We start from the raw sequence: 21455 nt of genomic DNA on the forward strand, positions 1-21455 counted from the left end.
CCGCGCTTAGGGTAGCGAGGTGGTAATGAGGATTCTAGTACTCGCGCCCCAACCGTTCATGGTGCCCCGCGGCACCCCGATCGCCGTCAGGATGCTGCTCGAGACCCTGTCCGCCCGAGGCGATCGAGTCGACGTCATTACCTTCGCCGAAGGCCAGCGCATCGACATCCCAGGCTGTCGATTCTTTCGCGTCCCCAGCTTGCCTGGCATACGCCATATACCGCCCGGCTTTTCGCTAAAAAAACTGCTGTCGGACGCTATGATGCTGCCGATGATCGCTTGGCGCCAATGGCGTGTGCGCTACGACTTCGTGCTCGCAGTCGAAGAATCGGCCTATATGGCTATGCTCCTGCGCCCGCTGTTCCGTCGCCCCTATATCTTCGATATCGACAGTTCGATCCCCGAGCAGATCAACGATAAATACCACCTGCCGCACCTGATCCTGCGCATGCTGAATGCTGTCGAACGGGCGGCGGCCCGTCGGGCTCTGGGGGCGATCGCCTGCTGCCCGGCGCTGGGCGAACAGCTTCGATCCTATGCCCCCACGTTGCCGATCCAGATTCTAGAAGACGTCTCGATGCTCGAAGATTCTATGACCGAGCCGAACGCGGACGGCGATCGCTACGATGCGCCGGTGATCATGTATGTCGGCAACCTCGAGCCCTACCAGGGCCTGGATCTGCTGCTCGACGGCCTGGCGCGGCTGGACCTGGCCACAACTCCCGCCCGGCTAGTGGTCGTAGGCGGCACAGCAGCGCATATCACAGCCTATCGGGAACGCACTGAGCGCCTGGGCCTAGCCGACCATGTCACCTTCCTCGGGCCCATGCCGGTCAGCGAGCTCGGCACCCTGTTGCGCAGCGCCACGATCACGGCCTCGCCGCGTACCCAGGGGCGCAACACACCGATGAAGATCTATTCCTATCTGGATAGCGGCCGGCCGCTGCTGGCCACCCGCCTGGCCACCCATACCCAGGTGCTGGACGACGACATCGCTATGCTCGTCGAGCCCACCCCGGCAGGCATCGCCAGCGGGCTACAGACTCTGCTGACCGACCCTGAACTGCGAGAGCGGCTGGCGAGCGCTGCCCGCGCCCGGGTCGCCGCCGAATACACGCCCGCGGCCTACCGGCGCAAGCTCAACGCCTTTCTCGACCAAGAGATTCGGCCGCGTCTGGCAGCCACATCGGAGGCCTCCTAGCCGAGTTCACGATCGGCCCGTAAAACCACCGGCGTACCCAGCACCGACGCCAGCCCCAGGCCACGACAGCTCCGCTCGAGCGCGGCTGAAAGCCGCGGCCGGCGCAGTTTTCGATGGACCACGATCGGCAATACGAACTGCCCGATCTCGCGGGGCTGGCGAAAACCGGCCTCGGCCAGCGTATGGCGGACCCTGGCCTTGCGGATCATCGCGAAGCGCCGGGTATCGCCTTCGAAGCGTTTTTTCACGCCGAACAAGAACGGCTGTAACGCATTGGCACCGATTGGAATCGGAAAATCCACGATCACCGCCAACCGGGCCACCCGCGCCAGCTCGGCCAGATAGCTCCGCCAGTCGCCGATATGCGCCATGATCCGAAACGACGTCACGATATCGAAACTGCGATCGGCAAACGGCAGCGCTGCCAATGGACCGATCGATAGCGTCAACCGCGGATAGCTCAGCCGGCCGGCCTGGCCGAGCGCGGCCAGCGAGCTGGCATGAACGGTCACGGCATGGCCATCGTCCAACAGCGGTGCCGCGATCTGGCCATGGCCACCGCCCACATCCAGCACGCGGACGCCCGAGTCGCTACCGATCAACTGCCGCAGCGCCTGGGTCTGGCGAGACAATAGCCAGGCCCCGGCTGGCCCGGCGAAACGCTTCGCATAGCGATCGGTCGAGGCATCCAGGTCGGCCTGTTCGGAGCCGATATCCGCCATCCGTTCGTTTACTTCGGCACTCATTGCACGGCCTCGGTCGACTTGAGATAGCCCATCGACCGATACCAGCCCGCGGTTCGTGCCAGCCCTTGTTCGAGTGCCACCTGCGGCTGGAAACCGAGCATCGTTTTGGCTTTATCCACCGAAAACGCCCGGGCTTTGGTAAAAAACGCCACCCGGCGCCGATGCAGCGGCGGATCGATACCCAACGGCCTACAGGCGAACTCGCAAACCGTGGCCGCGGCCATCAACGGTGCCACCGGCAGTTTCCACCTTGGCGGTTTAACACCCAGCGTAGCCGCGACTTTCTCGACCAGGGCATTCAGTGTGGTGTAGTGCTCATCGCCGATCAGAAACACCTCGCCGATCGCGGCCGGATGCTCGCCGGCCAGAATCAGGCCCTGCACCATGTCGTCGACATAGGTCAGGTGATAAGCAATCTCGCCCGAGCCGAACATGCGAAACGTACCGTTTTCGACCGTGCGGAACAGCTTCAGAAACCGGTCGTCGCCCGGTCCGTAAATACCGGTTGGGCGCACCACCGATACTGGCGCGCCTTCGGCCATGGCCTGGCGAGCGATCTCCTCGCCGGCCAGCTTCGAGCGCTGGTACACATCGCCCGGCTTGAACGCCGTGTTCTCGTTGGCCGGAATCTCGGCCACATCGCCATGTACGCCGCAGGTCGAACAATGCACGACGCGCTCGACACCGTGCGCCTGGGCGGCCGCCAACACATGCGTTACCGAATCCCGGTTGATCAGAAAATAATAACTCTCCGGATGGTTCGCACTGCGATAGACCGCCGCGATATGAAAGATATGCGTCATGCCCTCGGCTGCCCGCAGCATGGCCGGCGCATCGCCGACATCGCCTTCGACCAATTCGATGCCCACCGCGGCTAGGGCCTGCGCCTTGGGCGCCTGCAGATCCCTTACCAGCGCTCGAACCGCATAGCCGCGTTCGCCCAGAGCCCGTGCCAGATGCCCGCCCGTGAACCCGGTTGCTCCGGTCACCAGCGCACGCCTTGCCGTATCCTGTCTGCCCGCCATCTGCTCCCCCTGGCTTTTTCGGCCGCCCTTGGGTTCGATCGCTCTTACTCCCGACTATTCGGGTTTTTATGATTTATAGCAAATCGCGTATCAACCGAGGCGCCCAGTCAAACCGGCCTCGTTTATGCGAACACAGCTCGAGACCGTGCGGCTACGAAGAGCCGAACGTAGCCCGCGACCAACCGTTCGGATCACCAACCACGCCTTGTTACAACACTTTGGCCCAAAGGTAGGCAATACGAAGCGGCGGCAGCTGTCTAGGGCGTGTTGCCATCGGCCCCCCGCTATCGCAACGTGGCAATTCACAAGTCTGGACCACGAGGCCCCATGCCCACCATCGACATGAACGCCGACGTCGGCGAATCCTTCGGCCGCTGGCGGCTGGGCGACGACGCGGCCATCTTCGAATCGGTGACCAGCGCCAACATCGCCTGCGGCTTCCATGCCGGCGACCCATCGACCATCGCCGAAACCTGCCGAGCGGCTGCGGCCGCCGGGGTGACCATCGGCGCGCATGTGGCCTATCGCGATCTGGCCGGCTTCGGCCGCCGCTATATCGACTGTACGCCGACCGAGCTGGCCGACGACGTGCTCTACCAGATCGGCGCCCTGGAGGCCTTCGCCCGTGCTGCCGGCACCCGGGTGCGCTACGTCAAACCGCATGGCGCGCTCTACCATGCCACGGTCGACAATCCGGGCCATGCCCGGGCCGTGGTCGATGCCATTCGTGCTTTCGATACGAGTCTGCCGATCCTGGCCCTGCCGGGCGCCTGCATTCTGGAGATCGCCCGAGATGCCGGGCTACGCGGGGTGATCGAGGCCTTTGCCGACCGCAACTACAACCCAAACGGCAGCCTGGTCTCGCGCCGCGAGCCCGATGCCATGCTCGAGGACGACGAAGCGATCGCGGCCAATATGGTCCGGCTGGCCCACGACGGCGTGATCGTTGCCCGCGACGGCTCGCATCTATCGATCGCCGCCGAAAGCATCTGCGTGCACGGCGACAGCCCATCGGCCGTCGCCACTGCCGCCAAGGTACGCCGCGCGCTGGCCGACTCCGGCGTCGCCATCGCAGCGTTCGTATGAGCCGGGCGCGGGGCTATCGCTGGGCCGGCGCCCAGAATCTTTTGTTCGAGCTGGATTCGCTGGACGACGTGCTGGCCCTGCATGCCTGTCTGCGCGACCAGCCGCTGCCCGGCCAGATCGATCTGGTGCCCGCAGCCTGTACGCTGCTGATCAAATACGACACGTATAAACACGCCGCCCAGGCCGCCGAGCGTGTGCTGGCGATCGATGCCGCGCCGGTGGCCGCCGACTCGGGCCGCGTGCACGAGATCGAAGTAATCTACGACGGCGAGGACTTAGCCGATGTCGCCGAGCAGACCGGGCTCGCGAGCGACGCCGTCATCGAAGCCCATACCCGCCAGAGCTGGCGGGCAGCGTTTTCCGGTTTCGCGCCGGGCTTTGTCTATCTGGTCGGCGACGACGAGCGCCTCAAGGTGTCGCGGCGCGACAGCCCACGTACCGCCGTGCCCCCCGGCGCGGTCGGCCTGGCCGGAGCGTTCAGCGCTATCTACCCGCGCGAATCACCCGGCGGCTGGCAGCTGATCGGCCGTACCAACGCCCCGATCTGGGATCTGGAACGCGAGCCGCCGGCGTTGATCCAGGCCGGCGATACGATCCGCTATATCGCGGTCGAGGCCTTCAGCGCATCCACTACGCCGTCGAACGAGCCCGAAACCTTAGCCCCAACCCAGGCCGAACGCGTGATCGAGATCACCGCCCCCGGCATGCAATCGCTGATCCAGGATCTGGGCCGGCCGGGCCTCGCCCACCTCGGCGTCGCTGCCTCCGGCGCGGCCGATGAGCCCGCATTTCGACAGGCCAACCGGCTGGTCGGCAACCTACCCGGCGAGGCCGTAATCGAAACCGTGCTGGGCGGCCTGGCGTTGACCGCCCGCGGCAACCTCGTGCTCGCCCGTACCGGCGCCCACGGCCCGGCTGATATTCGTAGCCCACAAGGTGCGCGCACTGCCCCAGCCTGCGCACCGTTCGCCCTGCACGACGGTGAAACGCTTACCCTGAGCGCCCCAGAGGCCGGGCTGCGCAGCTATCTGGCGGTACGCGGCGGCCTCGACATAGCGCCCGTGCTGCACAGCCGGTCCCGCGATGCGCTGGCCGGCATCGGCCCCAAGCCGCTGGCCGCCGGCGACATGCTGCCCGTCGCCCCAGCCGGCGTATCGCACGTCGTGGGCCAGCCCGAACCCTCGGCCCTGGCCGCGCCTGCCGACGACGGCATTACCGTGCTACGCGTCGTGCTCGGCCCACGCGATGACTGGTTCGATGCCGACACGCTCGCTCGTCTGACGCGCCTGACCTGGCAGCCTAGCCAGCAATCCAACCGTGTCGGCCTGCGGCTGAACGTCCACAACCCAGCCAATAACCCGGCCGACGACGATGGCCGACTACAACGCGCCCGCGAAGGCGAGCTGCCCAGCGAGGGCTGTGTCGCCGGGGCAATCCAGGTGCCGCCCTCTGGCCAGCCGGTGCTCTTTCTCAAGGATCATCCGGTGACCGGCGGCTATCCGGTGATCGGCGTGGTCTGGCCCAGCGATCTGTCGCGGGCGGCCCAGCTCGCGCCGGGCCAACCGCTGCGCTTTGCCATCGTCACCCCGGACGGCCAGCCGGTCGCACCGGCCCAAGGATCGAACCCATGAACAAAGTGCTGATTGCCAACCGCGGCGAGATCGCCGTGCGCATCGTGCGCGCTGCCCGCGACGCGGGGCTCACCTCGGTGGCCGTCTATGCCGACGCCGATGCCAACGCCCTGCACGTGCGCCTGGCTGACGAAGCCTGGGCGCTCGACGGCCAGAGCAGCGACGAAACCTATCTGGCTATCGACAAACTACTGGATATCGCCCGCCGCGCCGGCGCCGATGCGGTCCACCCCGGCTACGGTTTTCTCTCGGAAAACGCCGACTTCGCCCGCGCGGTGATCGATGCCGGCCTGATCTGGATCGGCCCGTCGCCCGAGGCGATCGACCAGCTTGGCAACAAAGTCACCGCCCGCGAGATCGCGGTCGCGGTCGGCGCGCCGCTGGCGTCGGGCACCGACGGCCCGGTCGCCGATGCCGAAGCCGTACGTGCCTTCGCCGATGAACACGGCCTGCCGATCATCATCAAGGCTGCCCACGGCGGTGGTGGGCGCGGCATGAAGATCGTGCGCGAGGCCGGCGACATCGCCGATGCCTTCGACTCTGCCGTACGCGAAGCCAAGGCCGCCTTCGGCCGCGGCGAATGCTTCGCCGAGCGTTTCCTCGACAAGCCCCGCCACGTCGAGGCCCAGATCCTGGCCGATACGCACGGCCATATCATCGTCGCCGGCACCCGCGACTGCTCGCTGCAGCGCCGCAACCAAAAACTCGTCGAAGAAGCCCCAGCCCCGTTTCTCACCAACGACCAGCGCCAACGCATCCACGAATCGGCCAAGGCGATCTGCCAAAAGGCTGGCTACATCGGCGCCGGCACCGTCGAATACCTGGTCGCCCCCGACGGCGTGATCTCATTCCTAGAGGTCAACACCCGCTTACAGGTCGAGCACCCCGTCACCGAAGCCACCAGCGGCATCGACCTGGTCCGCGAACAGTTCCGCATTGCCGACGGCCAGGCCCTGGGCATCACCGAAGACCCGGCAGCGACCGGGCATGCCATCGAATTCCGGCTCAATGCCGAAGACCCGGCCCGCGGCTTTCTGCCCTTTCCCGGCACCGTCGAACGCTTCGAGCCACCCACCGGCCCTGGCATCCGCGTGGATACCGGTGTGCGCTCGGGCGGCGCTGTGCCCGAACACTTCGACTCCCTGCTGGCCAAACTCATCGTCACCGGGGATACCCGCGAGCAGGCCCTGCAACGCGCGGCCGCCGCCCTCGAAGAAATCGTCATCGAAGGCGTGCCCACCGTACTGCCCTTCCACCGCGCCGTGCTCGCCGAACCGGCGTTTGCCGCGGCCGGCCAGTTCGGCGTCTACACCAGCTGGATCGAGGCCGAATTCAGCCAGCGCCTGGCCGAGTCGATCGACATCAGCACCGCCCCCGAGGCTGCTCGTAAACGCTTCACCATCGACCTCGACGGCAAGGCCGTGCAACTCGGCCTGCCGGCCGAACTGCTCAACGCCCTTGGCAGCGCCCAGACCGCCGCAGCCGATACCAACGGCGCCAACGAGGCCGACGACCACACCGTTACCGCCACCCTAAGCGGCACCCTGGTCAAATGGCAGGCCGAAGACGGCGCTAAAGTCGCCGAAGGCGACGCCCTGGCCGTACTGGAAGCGATGAAAATGGAAACCACCATCAGCTCGCCCCGGGCCGGCACCTTCGAACGCGGCGAGCAACAGCCCGGTGACGCCGTCGCCAACGGCGACGTGCTCGGGCGGATTGGCTGACATCAGCCGGCCGCTCTGCCGCCATCGAACACCAGCGCAATCCGGAATCAGCCAAAACCGGAGACCGCCTGCTTTCCTGGCCCAAGACCCGAAGCCGGAAACACCGATCACGCACCGGGCATTCACCTGCACCGCAATTTTCGGCAGCGTCGAGACCGCGGAAGCGAACGCTACCCCGAGCTGCGCGGTGAACACCGTCGTCCGTATGATGACCCCGGTCCGATCGCATCGGTCGCCACGAGAAAGACCGAACCGGGCGTCCCGTGCCTTGCGCCGCCCTATCTATCGCGGCTATTCGACAACAGACGTTCGACTCGACGACATCAAATGAATTCTTTATAGAACACCGTTTGGTGGATAACGCATTTCACCACGACCGATCCGCTCTTCGCTGACGCTGCTCATCCAATGACCGGCAATAATTGCCGGTTTCGTTTATTGCGAATAGACTGAAGCATCAGTCACGTCACGGCGAAAGCGGCATGGCCTCTGAAGCGACACACAGCGCATTGCCCGACACCGAATCCGCCAGCTTGGCGCGAACAAGCGCTCAGGAACTGAGCCGGCTGTTGAAAGAGCGGCCAGACGCCGATCGCGCTCGCGTAACCCTCGACGGGCAGGATCTCGTTCTGCCACGACAGGCGTTGGCATTGCTCAGAGATCTATTGGCCGACATGGCGCAGGGACACGCCATCACGATCGTGCCAACGCACGCCGAACTCACAACACAAGAAGCAGCCAACCTGCTCAACGTCTCACGCCCTTACGTCATAAAACTACTCGAAGCCGGCGACATACCGTTCACTAAGACAGGAACGCATCGGCGCGTCAGGTACGAAGACATCATGGCTTACAAGCAGAACCAGATGGCGCGAAGCCGACAGCTGCTCGCCGAACTGGCAAGCGAGGCTCAGGACGACGACCTCGGCTACTGATGCGTTTCGTCGTCCTGTTCGATGCCTGTGTTCTGTATCCGGCACCGCTACGGGATTTTTTTCTGCACCTGTCCCTGACCGGCCTGTTCGCAGCGAAATGGACCGATCGCATACATGACAAATGGACACGCAATCTGCTCGCTCGCCGCCCCGAACTGAGCGCCGATCGGATCCAACGCACCTGCCAGCGCATGAATGAGGCTATTCCAGACAGCTTGGTCACGAACTACGAGCCTCTGATTGAAGGGCTTGATCTACCCGATCCAGACGATCGGCACGTGCTGGCCGCGGCTATCCAAGCCGGTGCTCAGGTGATCGTCACCTTCAATCTAAAGGACTTTCCGGCTGAACAGCTTGAGCCGTTCGGCATCGAAGCGCTGCATCCGGACATCTTCGTCGAGCATCAGATGGCATTGCGCGAGGCGGCCGTCGTGTCCGCGATCAAGGAACAACGCGCAACCCTCAAAAAGCCGCCTGCTAGCGCCGAGCAATTGCTTGAGACACTGTCCTCTCAGGGCTTGGTGGTTACGGCGGACCGCTTGCGTGCATTTGCAGATCTCATCTGACCACGCTCTGCGAAAAGGAAACCGCTATGTCACCGAATTGCTGGATGGTTCGAGCTGATGGCGGCGGCCAGGTCGCGGACGAGTTTGAAGCGAAACAGGTGGCCGCGATCGGCTGGGCTGAAATCGGATCGCTCGATCAATTCGACACCAAAGCAGACATCGAATCCGCGATCCGGGCGCAGCATCCGAACTGGCCCGAAGGACGCTATCGCTCGTCTTCCAGCCAGCTAGACCGGTTTCGCCGCGGCATGAGCCGCGGCGATCGCGTCGTAACCTACGACTCAAGCCGCCGCATCTATCACGTCGGGCGCATCAACAGCGAGTATCAGTTCCGACCCGACCTTCTAGCCGATTATCCGAATGCCCGTGCAGTCGAATGGCAAGGTACCGTCGAGCGAGATAGCCTAACCGTCAATACGCGCAACACGCTGGGTTCCACGCTCACGCTCTTTCGGTTATCAGAATCGGCAGCGCTTGAAATCGGGCATGCGCTTACCGGACACAATGCGCCAATCGCTCCAATCGATGAAGCAGAAACAGATGAGGGCGAAGAAACCATTCTGGCCGATTCAAAATCGCGTGCCATCGAATTCATTAAGGACCGCGTCAATCGGCTGACCGCATCGGACATGGAGCAACTCGTCGCCGGGCTGCTCAGAGCGATGGGCTACAAAACACGGGTCTCGCCCGCCGGCGCAGATCGGGGCATCGACATTATGGCCTCACCTGATGGCTTCGGTTTCGAGTCACCGCGGATCGTCGTTGAAGTAAAGCACCGCTCCAGCACGTCAATGGGTTCACAAGACCTGCGCACCTTCCTGGGCGGGCGGCATGACAGCGACAAGGGCCTGTATGTCAGTACTGGCGGATTCACCAAAGACGCCCGTTACGAAGCGGATCGCGCCAAGATTCCGCTTCTGCTCATGGATCTCGATGAGCTCGTTAGTGCTTTACTTGAGTACTACGAGAATGCAGATGCCAAGACACGAACGCTCTTGCCTTTGGAAAAAATGTACTGGCCTGCTTGGTCAGAATAAAAACCGTTAGAAAGTCGTTATTGAGGCGAACTTTTCCCTGCCATCAATTCGGCCTGCCGAATCACCAATTGCGTAGCCGCTTCCTGTGCATCCGGGGGATAACCGTATTTCGCCAGCAATCGCCGAACGGTACGCCGCATGTCGGCGCGTACCGTATCGCGCTGTGTCCAATCGAGCGATGCTTTAGCTTTAATACGTTCGGCCAGCTCTTGGGCGATCTGACGAAGGGTATCGTCGGCAATCACGTCACGTGCCGATTCATTGTTTGCTAAGGCGTCGTAAAACGCGAGTTCGTCTTCGGATAAGCCGGTTTCTTCACCGCGATTGACCGCATCCCGAATCGTACGGGCTAAACCGATGAGTTCTTCGATGACTTGGGCCGTGTTAATAGCGCGGTTTGTATAGCAGGTCAGTACCGCTTCTAGAGACTCGCGGAACCCTTTGGACTGAACCAAGTTCACACGCTCGCGACTCCGAATCTGGTCGTTCAACAGCTTGCGTAGCGTTTCAAGCGCCAGATTTCTCTGGGGCATGCCAGCCAGTCGATCGAGAAAATCGTCGGACAGAATGCCAACGTCCTGTCCGTTGAGACCGGCCGCTTGAAACAAGTCGATTACACCGTCCGAAGCAATAGCACCGGCAAGCACTTGGCGTACCGCAGCGCGCGAATCCTCAGCGGGCGGCGGACCATTATCCGCTAGTCGTTTCCGAATTGCCGCACGTACCGACTGGAAATAGGCGAGATCATCTCGAATCGCTTCGGTTTCAGGCCGCGGCACCGCAAGTGAAAACGCTTTGGATAAACCGGCCACCATGTCCATGAACCGACGCTTCCCGTCGTTATGCTCGAAGACATAATCCGCCCCCGCCGCAACGGCCCGAAGCTGCGCTGCCTCATCGCCACCAGCAAAACCGCTGTAATCGAAGCCATTAAAGAAATCCCGCAGCGCCTCGAACTGACGCTCCATTAGCGGCACGGCTTCGTTCTGAATATCCTCTACCGGGCTGCCTTCGCCACCGGCCTGGGTGTAGGTTTTCACCGCGTCGCTCAGTTGATCGGCGATACCCAGAAAATCGACCACCACTCCACCCGGCTTGTCGCCAAACACTCGATTCACTCGGGCAATGGCCTGCATCAGATTGTGGCCAGCCAACGGTTTATCGAGATACATGGTGTGCATGGGCGGACAATCGAACCCGGTCAGCCACATATCGCAAACGATCACCAGGCGCAGATCATCGTCCGGATCTTTATAGCGACGCGCCAAGGCTTCACGCCGGGCTTTGGTACGCGCATGCTGCATGACGCGCTCACCTTCAGACGCCGCACCTGTCATAACGATCTTGATGAAACCGGCGTCATCATCCTCCGCATGCCATTCCGGGCGAAGCGCAACGATCTCATCGTAGAGATCCATGCAGATCGCACGGCTCATGCAAACCGCCATTGCCTTGCCCTCGATCACCTGACGGCGTTTCTCGAAGTGTTCGACAATTTGTTCGGCGACTAGCTTCAGTCGGGGCTTGGCGCCAGCCAGCGCTTCGAGTTCGACTCGCACATAGTCGTTAACACTCTGACCTGCTTTATCCGCTGCGGCCGCCTGTTCTTTGAGGCGCTTTTCCGCCTCGCGTACCCCAACCTCGTCGGGCACCAATTTGACCAACCGCATCTCGTAGAAGATCGGCACGGTCGCATCGTCTGCTATGGCTTGGCGGATATCATATATATCGGCGTACTCACCAAATACCGCCGGCGTGCTTCTATCCCCGCCCTCCAAAGGCGTACCGGTGAAACCGACAAAAGTGGCATTCGGAATCGCGTCGCGCATCCAGCGTGCGCCGCCGTCGAGAAAACCGTACTGGCTGCGGTGAGCCTCATCCGCCAGCACTACGATATTGGCGCGATCGCTCGCTGCCGCGCCGCGCTCGGCGAATTTCTGGATGGTGGTAAAAACTACCCCGCCGGAAGCGCGGTTGAGTTTGGCGGCCAGATCTTCGCGGCTTTCGGCCTGCTCCGGGGCCTGACGCAGTAGGGCGCGGCCGGCGGCGAAGGTGCCGAACAGTTGGCCGTCCAGGTCGTTGCGGTCGGTGACCACCACAATGGTCGGGTTGACCAGTTGTTCGTCGCCGATCAGCGCCCCGGCCAGCATCAACATGGTCAGGCTCTTGCCCGAGCCCTGGGTATGCCAGATCACCCCGCCGCGGCCGTCACCCTGCCCGGCCGGTGGTTTCAGAGCGTTCTTGACGGAGGCCCGTGCCCGCCGCACCGCGCGGAACTGATGGTAAGCCGCGACCTTTTTGACGATTGCGCCACTGCGCTCGTCTTCTTCGAAGGTCACGCAATGACGCACGTAATCGATGCAGGCGACCGGATCGAACAGGCCCTTGATGAAGGTCTCCAGGGTCGGCTCACCCGGCGTGCAATCATCGTCCGCGGCACGCCACGGGGAGAAACGGTCAGCGCCGGCGGTCAGCGACCCGACCCGTGTGCGGTCGCCATCGCTAATAGCCAGCAGCGCGTTGTAGGTGAACAGGGGCGGTATGTTGTCTTTGTAATCCTGCAACTGCCGGTAGGCGGTCCAAAGGTTGGCCTGCGCGTTGGTCGGGTCCTTGAGCTCGACTACCACAAGCGGCAGACCATTGACGAACACCACTAAGTCCGGCCGCCGCGTGGCGTTGCCGCATTGGACGGTGAACTGATTCACCACCAGCCAATCGTTGCCTGCCGGGTGTTCCGTATTCAACAGCCATACCTTGTCCCCACGGATCTCGCCTTCCGGGGTCCGGTATTCCACATCCACGCCATCGGTCAGCAGATGGTGAAACCAGCGATTGTTCTGCTCCAGTGTCGGCTCCGGCGGGCGCATTATCGCTCGAACCGCCTGCTCGATAGCCTCATCCGGAAGCTTCAGATTTATCATACGCAAAGCCGAGCGCAGCCGCGGCTCGAGCACAACCTGCTCGTGGCCATCGCGCAGCGGCGAATCCCCGCGCGGCGAAAGGTCGATCCCTCGACTCGTTTCGAAATTTATGGCTTGGAACCAACCAAGTGCGCCAACTTCGACACCGGATTCGGCCAGCTTTGCCATTAAATATTCCCCACGTGGCGCGCCAGACCAACTAAAAGAGCTGTGATTGATTCATCGTGATCACCATCAAACCAAATAGGGAAAACGTCGCGTTCGGTAAGAAAATGCTCGCGCTCTAGAAGTGCGTCTTGATCACCAGGATGCTTGAGGAATGCGTAGTGCTTTGGAATACCCGGATCAATTTCAGCGACTTCAGCCAAAAGCCTTACCGTCCGGTCACCGTACATACTGCAGCCTAGACAAAGAACACTGTTGGTTCTGTAGATTCCTGATAATTCCTCGAAAACGGGCGCACCTTGAGTATAAGCTGCCTCATATTCGGCCACTGAAAGAATTCTTCCATCTTCTGATTTATAGTCGCCATGCAATTTAAGAAGCAACGGACTCGATAGGCCTCTTAGACGCCTATAGGACTTAATACTCTCCCCGCTCAAAATTTCGGAAAACGGCAGCTCATATTTGTCGTACAACTGCTCCAGCAAATTATCAAGGTTCGTCGTAAGAACGAGCTTATCGAAAAGCATTGGGGTGAGACAAACAGCTCCATTGATAGCATCAGCGTCGCCAAATCTTAAATCGTGCTCGATCCTTTCTTCGAATAATCTTCTTGGCATTGCTCCAGCAATGGCTTCGGCCGCTTCTTCATATTTAGATTCAGAAAAGAATAAATCGATTTCTTCCTCAGTTATCGATGAATGCTTTCCGATTTTTTTTAGAAATTCCGACCAAAGTGGTAATCCAGAAGGCGCTGACATCCCACTTCCAATCAGAGGTATCAGTTGGTCGTGCTCAAAAGTCAGGCATAGATCTTCGTAGCGCTTTCGGTTCGCGTGAATGCTTAGGATTTGCTCTAGAATCTCTTCTTGCTCGGGCAACCATATATCGCTTAGCCAACGAGAAAACTCGTCACGATAAGCGTTGTCATCACCACTAAGTATCTGAGTTGCGTAAAAAGGGGTAGCACCAATTGTTATTTTATTTGTATATGGATCATGCTCGACCGTAAGCTGCTCTTCAAACGCTGCTCGCAAAAAGTTTAGAGACACTCTATCCCACCTCTATAGCAGCATCATCTAAGCGAATTTCTCCTGACATCAGCTTCGGAAGCAGGTTGTTCCTGATCGATGCGAGCGAGCGCCCCTCCAGCTCCCCCGAAATCATCTTATCTAAGAGTGGCGCCATTACTTCGCTCATAGTGAAAAGCACATCAAGAGGAGCACATACCGTCAAAGCTTCTTTGAGATGTCTTCGTTGGATATGACCCATCGTGGTGGCCTTGGATGCGGCGATCGCTTGGAACGCTTCTAGGTGATACTGCACCCACTGACTCACAAACCACATCGGATAAGTTTTTGAAGTCACTTTGAACAGATGCTGGTTTAGAGCGCCTTCGCCTTCCGTCCAGAACTTTGCCAGCAGGCTCCCTGACCAAGAGAAAATAAAGTCGCCGTCATGGACAACGTACTTCTGCGGCAACTCGCGAGACGCACGCCCGGATTTCGCGCTGATTCCGTTACGAAGTTCTGCAATCTTAATTACCGGCAAACTATCGCCTGAATCCGTGGCTGGATATTTCTGAAGGGCAAGGCCGTTGAGAAAATCCGCAATTTCATCAAGCGGCTTTACCTCCCATCCCTCGGGCACGGGTCCCAGCTCGGTTTCGGTAAAACGCTCGGGAAGTTGCTCAAAGACGGTCTCGGGCATGCCGCGAAAGCTGGTGGCCCCGTCGGCCTTCGCCTTGACTGGCTCGAAGTCCACAAACCAAGCCTTGAATATGGCCCGCGCCATGGCCTCCAGCGTGCGGTTCATCTGGCGGTTGAGTTCGATTTTTTCGTCTAGGGTGCCTAAGAGATTGCCAATCTTCTCTTGCTCCGCTTTCGGCGGAACAGGAAACGACATTTCTCGTAAGTGAGACGGCCCAAAGTGCTGAAGCACGCTACCGGCCGCCGACGCCTCTGCCTGTTGTTGAAATAGTGGCGAAGTCAAAAAGTACCGAATAAATCCTGAGAAAATCGACTCATGGGCAGGTCGCATGCGAATTATCCCGGTATAAGGTATTGATCCAACTGCATCGTGGCTCGCAATACTGACTCGACCAAGGGTACCGCTTGTACTTACAAGCAGGTCGCCAACCTCAACTTGAAAGTGACTCCATTTTCTATCCACCATTTCTGGGTCGAGATAATTGCTACCGGACACATCGACGTAGGGGCGCTCAATATTTCGGAGCCGCAACAGGGGCACCCCATACTCGCGAAAATCCTTAGCCAATATCCCCGGACCTTCCCGAAAATCGACCGCTTCTTCGAATGGGATCAAATCCCAATCTTCTGGGCATGATTCGAAGACACTGGCATACAAGGCTGCGCTACGACCCATAACCCAATTCCTCCAGATTGGCTTTAATCCGCGCTTCTAGCGCTTCGGATTCAGCAAACTGCGCCTGCAAGTCGGCGGTCAGCCGCTGCATCTTGTGCTCGAAGGGTTCGCCGTCGTCCTCGACGGCCGCCGCGCCGACATAGCGGCCGGGGGTGAGCACGTGGCCGTGCTTTTCGATCTCTTCCAGGGTGGCGGCCTTGCAGAAGCCGGAGACGTCCTCGTAGTCGCCGGCGGCTTCTTCGCCGCGCCAAGCGTGGTAAGCGCGTACGATGCGGCCGATGTCGCTGTCCGCCGGCGGGTCACCCTCTGCATCAGCGCCAGAGAGCACGCGCAGCACACGGGTTTGCAAGGTGCCCATCTGGCGGGCGTCGATGAACAGGGTCTCGCCGCGACGATCGCGGCCACCGTGCTTGATATTGCGGCCGGTCTTGTCGCGGCTGATGAACCACAGGCAGACGGGAATGCCGGTGGTCAGGAAGAGCTGGGCCGGCATGGCGACGATGCAATCCACCAGATCGGCCTCAATAATGGCCTTGCGGATCTCGCCCTCGCCCGAGCTGTTGCTCGACAGTGAGCCATTGGCCATGACGAAACCAGCGATGCCGCCGCCGCGGCCGTTGGGCGGAGCCAAGTGATGAATAAAGTGCTGAATCCAGGCGTAGTTGGCGTTGCCAGTAGGCGGCACGCCGAACTTCCAGCGCACATCCTCGCGCAGCAGCTCGCCGGACCAGTCGGAGATATTGAACGGCGGATTGGCGAGGATGTAGTCGGCCTTTACGTCCGGGTGCAGATCGCGCACGAAGCTATCCGCCGGCTGCTCGCCGAGGTTGGCCTCGATACCACGGATGGCCAGATTCATGTGCGCCAACCGCCAGGTGGTGGGGTTGGATTCCTGGCCAAAGATGGAGATGTCGCGCCGATTGCCGCCGTGGGCCTGTGTGAACTTCTCCGATTGCACGAACATGCCACCGGAGCCGCAACAAGGGTCATAGACGCGGCCCTCATAGGGCTCGATCATCTCCACCAACAGCCGCACCACCGAGCGCGGAGTAAAGAACTCACCGCCCAGCTTGCCCTCGGCGGCAGCGAACTTACCGAGGAAGTATTCATAGACCCGGCCGAGCACATCCTTAGCGCGAGCCTCGTCGGAGCCGATGGTCATGGAACCGATCAGGTCGATCAGCCCACCCAGACGCTCCGACGGTATGCCACGGCGAGCGTAATCTCGCGGTAGCTTGCCCTTGAGCTTCGAGTTTTCCTGCTCGATGGCGTACATCGCGTCATCGATGAGCTTGCCGATATTGGGCGTCTTGCCGTGAGCCTGAATCTGCTCCCAGCGCGCCTCCGGCGGCACCCAGAACACGCCTTCGGCAGTGTATTCGTCGCGCTGCTCCAGTAGAGATTCGGCCTGATCGCCCTTGATGCCATCGGCTTTGAGCTCTTCGGCTAATGCTGCGCGACGCGCCTGGAACGCATCGGAAATATATTTCAGGAAGATCAGGCCGAGGACGACGTGCTTGTATTCGGCCGCATCAACCGAGCCGCGTAATTTGTCGGCAGCCTGCCATAGGGTTTCTGGATCAACCCCCAATTCGCTATTCGTCTCACGCGCGTCATCTGCCATGTATCTTCATCCTTAAATAGTCCGGAGCGAATCGCTACTGGAAAGCGGCGTTACACTAGACTGGATTTATCCCTTCACTCAAGGTGTCAAGGAACGTGTCGAGCCGGTACATGCGCCCTCGCTGACGCTCCGAGACTTCGCTGACGATTTCAAGACGTTCAATCACTTTGAGGGCGTCATTGATGGGCGGGGCCGAAACTCTGTCGCGCGCCTAAGTGGCTTCGTGTTGGCGAACGGCAAACACTGCATGGTTTTGTGAACGCGGAGGGCCGAACCGACACGGTCGGCTTCAAACAGCCGTACGATCCGGTTTTCGGCATCGAACGCGGAGCTCGCTGCCTCGGCGATCCCTTCGAGGACGAACGTCAGCCAGTCTTCCAAAGACCACGCTTGCGAACGTCTTTTAACAGCGCATAGTAGCGTTCGCGATGGATTTTCAAATTAAAGACTGAGATAAACTCGCGCCCCCTTCATATCGCCATCGGCAGTTTTACCGGCCGAAACGGTCTTCCGATATTGGCCGGCTTTCTCGCATTCGATTACGCCATTCTTGCGCCGCCGCTTACTTACGCGATCGTAAGTAAAGCAAATCGCCATTTCGTTTACTTAGCCTAGCGCTAATTAAGCAGGCTTAAATAGCGGTACCGAACAACCAAAGACGAAGCCACAAGCAGGCCTTCGGTTGCTGCACCACGGCTACGAGCATCGAGAACGAGGCCGGCCACGATGCCAAGGCTATGGTGGCCTAAAACATAGGATGATCGACGCAGTATGTCCTCGTTTAAAGTAACCATCGATGAAGACTTGCTTGAGGTCTTACGTGCGTCTGCGGCTCGTCACCGACGCTCGGTAGCCGAAGAGGCAAACGCGATACTCAACGAAGTACTGGTGTCGAACGATCGCCTCGGACTGAGAACGCGAATCAAGCAGCGATTCGAAGCTGCAGACCGTCCCGAACTTTCTCCGGTCAAACGCAAAGAACGCTCTCGCTTCGCTGCATTGGACTAACTCGTTTCAACGCCGGGATCGCCCGGCCAGCATTACCAGTTCAACGTTTCAAACCCATGCTCGCGTTCGCGGGCGGTATTGGCAGCATCAACCGCCTCGGGCGCGTCGTCGGCGGCGGCCTGGCCGGACGACGGGTCCTTGGCGATGCCGTTGACCACCGGGTGCTCGCGGAAGTATTCGTCGAAACGCATTCTGGCGTCGTCGCCGAACAGGATTTCGCAGGCTTCGAGCAGGCCGTCGGAGTTTTGGATGGTTTCCTGGCGGGAGACGAGGCTGATCTTGGAGCGGCGGCGCAGGAAGTCTTCGAGTTTGGTGATCATCTCGCGTCTTGCGGCCTGGCGGACTTCGGCGCGGATGTATTCGGTGCCTTCTATGAGGATTTCGGCCTGGCGCGGATCTTCGCGGATGTTTTCCAGAATGCCGATGGCATGCCCGGCGTAGCGGCGCCATAGCCGTGTGGACAACGGCTCGGATGAGGCCGGATCGGTGTAGCCGTCCAGGTTCATCAAGCGGGCCTGATGGAAGAATTCATCGCGTACGGTGTTGTCTGGCTCGCCGTACCAGCGATAGTCCGGATAGCGGACTTCGATACCCATCTGTTTGACCAGATCGGTGATTTCGTTGCCGACATTCACGCAGTCCGTCAGTTTGCCGCCGAAGATGCTGATGTAGCCCTGCTCGATGTCGGAATCGATCTCGTGCTTGCGCGATAGCTGCAGGAAGTCGCGATCACGGCCGCCGGTGTTTTCGACCGCGAGCGGGCGTACGCCGCAGCGGGTAGCGATGATGTCGTCGCGATCCAGCGGTTTGTCGAGCGAGAGCCGGGCGTTGATGTTGTCGAGCACGAAGCTGATGTCTTCGTCGGTGATCGCTGCATGGGGGTCGTCGGTACGGGTATCGGTAGTGCCGATACAGGTGCGGTTGCCCATCGGGATCGAGAAGAACAAACGGCCGTCCTGGTCGAAAAACGCCAGTACGCGCTTGTTGGGCGTGACCTGGTCGACGATCAGGTGGATGCCCTTGGATAGCACGTGGCTATGCTCGGTGGTCTTATCGGTGCGCTCGTTGTACTGGTCGGCCAGCGGGCCACAGGCGTTGACCAGGGTCCGGGTTTTGGCGGTAAATTCGCGGCCGGTCATCATGTCGCGCAGGTGTACGGTCCAGATGCCGTTTTCACGGGTCGCGCCGGTGGATTCGACGTAGTTGGCCGCGGCACAGCCGCTGTTCATCGCCAGGCGCACGAAGTTGAAGACGAAGCGGGCATCGTTGTCGTGCAAAAACGCATCCGAATACTCGAAGCAGCCCACAGCCGGCTCGGTATCGATGACCGGTTCTTCTTGGTTGACCTGCTTGAGCGACGGCAGCCGCGGGATCTTGGTGAAGCAGTTGCCGAAGAACCAGTACAGCCAGGTGCCGGCCCAGAGCACCAGCGGGTGCCAGCGAAAGCCTTTGGTGATAGTGGTCAGGAAACGAATTTCCTGGACCGTGGAGGGGTAGTGCTTGATCAGGTGGTTACGCGATACGCACAGCTCGCGCACCAGTTTGAAGTCGTAGGACTCCATGTATTTGATGCCGCCCCAAATCAGGTTAGACGACCACATGCTGGTCATGCCGGCGAAATCGCCCTGGTCGATCAGCGCAGTCTTGACGCCCTTGCCGGCCAGCGCCGCGGCCGAGACCGCGCCGTTAATGCCGCCGCCGACGATCAGGGTGTCGTAAACGTCGCCGTTGGCGAGTTTGTCGATATTGCTGTCTCTGAGTTGCATATTCGCCTGCTCTTCGTGATCGATGGCCGCGCGGTCAGACATGGGCCGAACGCGTGCCTGCTACACCTACCATACCGTGCCGGACCCGGTTTTCGATGCAGGGCCGCCGGCGGCGACCGACCAGTCGGGCATCGGATCGCCGACTATGGACAGACTCGACACGGCCCGCGCGCCGCGCGAAGCTAGAGTAGCCACCCGATTCATAGCGCCGATCGGCGCGGGATCCTGCCATGGCCGATATAGAAACCTATGATGTCGTGATCATCGGCGGCGGCTCGGGCCTGACGGCTGCCTACTACGCCGAAAAAGACGGCCGGTCGATCGCACTCATCAGCGATCAACCCGACGCTCTGGGCGGCACCTGTGTGAACCACGGCTGTATTCCCACCAAAACGCTCATCGAGACCGCGCGGGTCGCCGATACTATCCGCGCTGCCGCACGGGTGGGCATCTGGGTCGACAAGAGGTCCCTGCGCATCGATTTTGCTCGCATCATGGCGCATATGCGCGCCGAACGCGCCCAATCGGCAGCCTCGGTGCGTGCCTGGGTCGAAGCCTCGATGACGCTGGTGCCCGAGCGCGTGCGCTTCGTCGGCGACAAACTATTGGAAACCGCCAGCGGCCGGCGAATCACCGGCAAGCGGATTTTTATCGCCACCGGCGCCCAGGCATTGATCCCGCCGGTCGACGGCCTGGCCAAGGTCGGCTACTTAACCAACCGCGAGGTGCTGGAACTCGAGCGCGCCCCGGCGAGCCTGGCGATCATCGGCGGTGGCTATATCGGCGCCGAGCTCGGCTATTTCTTTGCCGCGACCGGCACCGCGGTGACGATCGTGAATCCAAGAACCACGCTGCTGGCCGAGGACGAAGACATCGGCCGGCGCTTCACCAAAAGCTTCGGCCGGCGCGTGCGGCTCGCCACCGGCAGCGCAGTGGCCGCCCGTTTCGGCGAACGCGATAAGATCCTGACCATCCAAACCCTCGACGGCCGCACCGAGGAAATCCGGGCCGAGGCGATCCTGGTCGCCGCCGGGCGCGCGCCGCAGACCGACGGCCTGGAGCTGGCAGCCACCGGCGTCGAGGTCGACGCCCAGGGCGCGATCCGTGTAGATGCCCATCTGGCCACCTCGCATCCCGAAATCTATGCCTATGGCGACGTCATCGGTACCGCGCCGTTCAAGCATACCTCCAGCACCGAGGGCGAAATCGCCTATGCCAACGCCTTTGGCGCCGATCGCGCCATGGACTATCGGGCCAACCCGCATGCAGTGTTTTCGGCCCCGGAGGTCGCCGCCGTCGGGCTGACCGAACAAAGCTGTCGCGAACGCGGGCTGTACTATCGCGTGTTCACCCTGGCCTATACCGATACGGCCAAGGGCCGGATCATTGGCGCCGAGGATGGCTTCGCTAAGCTGATCCTGGACGCCGAGGACCGTATTCTCGGCTGCCATATCCTCGGCCCCGAGGCTGCCCTGCTGCTGCACGAAGTCGTGGTGGCGATGAACGCCGGCGGCGGCCAGGCTGACGTGGTACGGCGGGCGATTCATATCCATCCGAGCCTGTCGGAGATCGTCGGTACGCTATTCGACCAATCCGCCAGCTAGCCGGCCGGCCAGGCCGGCGGCGTCGAAGTCGGCG

16 protein-coding genes are annotated in these 21455 nt (G+C 61.0%); 9 read left to right on the top strand and 7 right to left on the bottom strand.

Features of this window, described 5'->3' with window-relative positions; genetic code table 11:
• Nucleotides 1–25 precede the first annotated feature (25 nt).
• On the top strand, nt 26–1201 hold the full coding sequence (locus tag V5738_RS17235) for a glycosyltransferase family 4 protein (protein ID WP_423822051.1): 1176 nt from the start codon (nt 26–28) through the stop codon (nt 1199–1201).
• Here the strand turns inward: V5738_RS17235 and V5738_RS17240 are convergent.
• Nucleotides 1198–1947 (bottom strand): class I SAM-dependent methyltransferase, encoded by a 750-nt coding sequence (locus tag V5738_RS17240; RefSeq protein WP_423822052.1) that lies wholly within the window; start codon nt 1945–1947, stop codon nt 1198–1200. The genes V5738_RS17235 and V5738_RS17240 overlap by 4 nt on opposite strands.
• Nucleotides 1944–2972, bottom strand: a complete 1029-nt coding sequence (locus V5738_RS17245; protein WP_423822053.1) for an NAD-dependent epimerase/dehydratase family protein — start codon at nt 2970–2972, stop codon at nt 1944–1946. Before V5738_RS17245 ends, V5738_RS17240 begins: the two co-directional genes overlap by 4 nt.
• A gap of 327 nt (nt 2973–3299) precedes the next feature.
• Here V5738_RS17245 and V5738_RS17250 point away from each other — a divergent pair, with 327 nt between their 5' ends.
• The 6 genes from V5738_RS17250 (at nt 3300) to V5738_RS17275 (ending at nt 9951) form a co-directional block, all read left to right on the top strand.
• Nucleotides 3300–4058, top strand: a complete 759-nt coding sequence (locus V5738_RS17250; protein ID WP_423822054.1) for a LamB/YcsF family protein — start codon at nt 3300–3302, stop codon at nt 4056–4058.
• Nucleotides 4055–5689 (top strand): 5-oxoprolinase/urea amidolyase family protein, encoded by a 1635-nt coding sequence (locus tag V5738_RS17255; protein WP_423822055.1) that lies wholly within the window; start codon nt 4055–4057, stop codon nt 5687–5689. Before V5738_RS17250 ends, V5738_RS17255 begins: the two co-directional genes overlap by 4 nt.
• Nucleotides 5686–7413, top strand: coding sequence for an acetyl/propionyl/methylcrotonyl-CoA carboxylase subunit alpha (locus tag V5738_RS17260; RefSeq protein WP_423822056.1), 1728 nt, complete (start codon nt 5686–5688; stop codon nt 7411–7413). The genes V5738_RS17255 and V5738_RS17260 overlap by 4 nt, the downstream gene beginning before the upstream one ends.
• Before the next feature lie 482 nt (nt 7414–7895).
• On the top strand, nt 7896–8348 hold the full coding sequence (locus V5738_RS17265) for a helix-turn-helix domain-containing protein (protein WP_423822057.1): 453 nt from the start codon (nt 7896–7898) through the stop codon (nt 8346–8348).
• Nucleotides 8348–8914: a PIN domain-containing protein gene (locus tag V5738_RS17270; RefSeq protein WP_423822058.1), complete on the top strand. Its 567-nt coding sequence runs from the start codon at nt 8348–8350 to the stop codon at nt 8912–8914. The genes V5738_RS17265 and V5738_RS17270 overlap by 1 nt, the downstream gene beginning before the upstream one ends.
• Before the next feature lie 26 nt (nt 8915–8940).
• Nucleotides 8941–9951 carry a restriction endonuclease gene (locus V5738_RS17275; RefSeq protein WP_423822059.1) on the top strand — a complete coding sequence of 337 codons (1011 nt, stop codon included), beginning with the start codon at nt 8941–8943 and terminating at the stop codon, nt 9949–9951.
• A 17-nt stretch (nt 9952–9968) separates the two neighbouring features.
• Here the strand turns inward: V5738_RS17275 and V5738_RS17280 are convergent, their stop codons facing one another.
• The 4 genes from V5738_RS17280 to V5738_RS17295 are packed head-to-tail and all read right to left on the bottom strand — an operon-like array spanning nt 9969 to nt 17043.
• Nucleotides 9969–13040 carry a type I restriction endonuclease subunit R gene (locus V5738_RS17280; RefSeq protein WP_423822060.1) on the bottom strand — a complete coding sequence of 1024 codons (3072 nt, stop codon included), beginning with the start codon at nt 13038–13040 and terminating at the stop codon, nt 9969–9971.
• Nucleotides 13040–14086 carry an SIR2 family protein gene (locus V5738_RS17285; protein ID WP_423822061.1) on the bottom strand — a complete coding sequence of 349 codons (1047 nt, stop codon included), beginning with the start codon at nt 14084–14086 and terminating at the stop codon, nt 13040–13042. The genes V5738_RS17280 and V5738_RS17285 overlap by 1 nt, the downstream gene beginning before the upstream one ends.
• 1 nt (nt 14087) lies before the next feature.
• Nucleotides 14088–15419 carry a restriction endonuclease subunit S gene (locus tag V5738_RS17290; RefSeq protein WP_423822062.1) on the bottom strand — a complete coding sequence of 444 codons (1332 nt, stop codon included), beginning with the start codon at nt 15417–15419 and terminating at the stop codon, nt 14088–14090.
• Nucleotides 15409–17043 (bottom strand): N-6 DNA methylase, encoded by a 1635-nt coding sequence (locus tag V5738_RS17295; RefSeq protein ID WP_423822063.1) that lies wholly within the window; start codon nt 17041–17043, stop codon nt 15409–15411. Before V5738_RS17295 ends, V5738_RS17290 begins: the two co-directional genes overlap by 11 nt.
• 771 nt (nt 17044–17814) lie before the next feature.
• On the opposite strand from V5738_RS17295, the gene V5738_RS17300 reads away from it, so the two are divergent.
• On the top strand, nt 17815–18051 hold the full coding sequence (locus V5738_RS17300; RefSeq protein WP_423822064.1) for a FitA-like ribbon-helix-helix domain-containing protein: 237 nt from the start codon (nt 17815–17817) through the stop codon (nt 18049–18051).
• Nucleotides 18052–18083: 32 nt separating this feature from the next.
• On the opposite strand, the gene V5738_RS17305 is transcribed toward V5738_RS17300, so the two are convergent.
• Nucleotides 18084–19817, bottom strand: coding sequence for an FAD-dependent oxidoreductase (locus tag V5738_RS17305; RefSeq protein WP_423824203.1), 1734 nt, complete (start codon nt 19815–19817; stop codon nt 18084–18086).
• 230 nt (nt 19818–20047) lie between these two features.
• On the opposite strand from V5738_RS17305, the gene V5738_RS17310 reads away from it, so the two are divergent.
• A complete protein-coding gene (locus tag V5738_RS17310; protein WP_423822065.1) occupies nt 20048–21421 on the top strand; it encodes a dihydrolipoyl dehydrogenase family protein in 1374 nt (457 codons plus the stop codon).
• Nucleotides 21422–21455: the final 34 nt, after the last annotated feature.

Source organism: Salinisphaera sp. SPP-AMP-43 (assembly GCF_049568105.1).
Lineage (GTDB): Bacteria > Pseudomonadota > Gammaproteobacteria > Nevskiales > Salinisphaeraceae > Salinisphaera.

Excerpts from the sequence above, each read along its gene's own strand:
- V5738_RS17235 (WP_423822051.1), top strand. The coding sequence starts at position 26 with ATGAGGATTCTAGTACTCGCGCCCCAACCGTTCATGGTGCCCCGCGGC.
- V5738_RS17240 (WP_423822052.1), bottom strand. The coding sequence starts at position 1,947 with ATGAGTGCCGAAGTAAACGAACGGATGGCGGATATCGGCTCCGAACAG.
- V5738_RS17245 (WP_423822053.1), bottom strand. The coding sequence starts at position 2,972 with ATGGCGGGCAGACAGGATACGGCAAGGCGTGCGCTGGTGACCGGAGCA.
- V5738_RS17250 (WP_423822054.1), top strand. The coding sequence starts at position 3,300 with ATGCCCACCATCGACATGAACGCCGACGTCGGCGAATCCTTCGGCCGC.
- V5738_RS17255 (WP_423822055.1), top strand. The coding sequence starts at position 4,055 with ATGAGCCGGGCGCGGGGCTATCGCTGGGCCGGCGCCCAGAATCTTTTG.
- V5738_RS17260 (WP_423822056.1), top strand. The coding sequence starts at position 5,686 with ATGAACAAAGTGCTGATTGCCAACCGCGGCGAGATCGCCGTGCGCATC.
- V5738_RS17265 (WP_423822057.1), top strand. The coding sequence starts at position 7,896 with ATGGCCTCTGAAGCGACACACAGCGCATTGCCCGACACCGAATCCGCC.
- V5738_RS17270 (WP_423822058.1), top strand. The coding sequence starts at position 8,348 with ATGCGTTTCGTCGTCCTGTTCGATGCCTGTGTTCTGTATCCGGCACCG.
- V5738_RS17275 (WP_423822059.1), top strand. The coding sequence starts at position 8,941 with ATGTCACCGAATTGCTGGATGGTTCGAGCTGATGGCGGCGGCCAGGTC.
- V5738_RS17280 (WP_423822060.1), bottom strand. The coding sequence starts at position 13,040 with ATGGCAAAGCTGGCCGAATCCGGTGTCGAAGTTGGCGCACTTGGTTGG.
- V5738_RS17290 (WP_423822062.1), bottom strand. The coding sequence starts at position 15,419 with ATGGGTCGTAGCGCAGCCTTGTATGCCAGTGTCTTCGAATCATGCCCA.
- V5738_RS17295 (WP_423822063.1), bottom strand. The coding sequence starts at position 17,043 with ATGGCAGATGACGCGCGTGAGACGAATAGCGAATTGGGGGTTGATCCA.
- V5738_RS17300 (WP_423822064.1), top strand. The coding sequence starts at position 17,815 with ATGTCCTCGTTTAAAGTAACCATCGATGAAGACTTGCTTGAGGTCTTA.
- V5738_RS17305 (WP_423824203.1), bottom strand. The coding sequence starts at position 19,817 with ATGCAACTCAGAGACAGCAATATCGACAAACTCGCCAACGGCGACGTT.
- V5738_RS17310 (WP_423822065.1), top strand. The coding sequence starts at position 20,048 with ATGGCCGATATAGAAACCTATGATGTCGTGATCATCGGCGGCGGCTCG.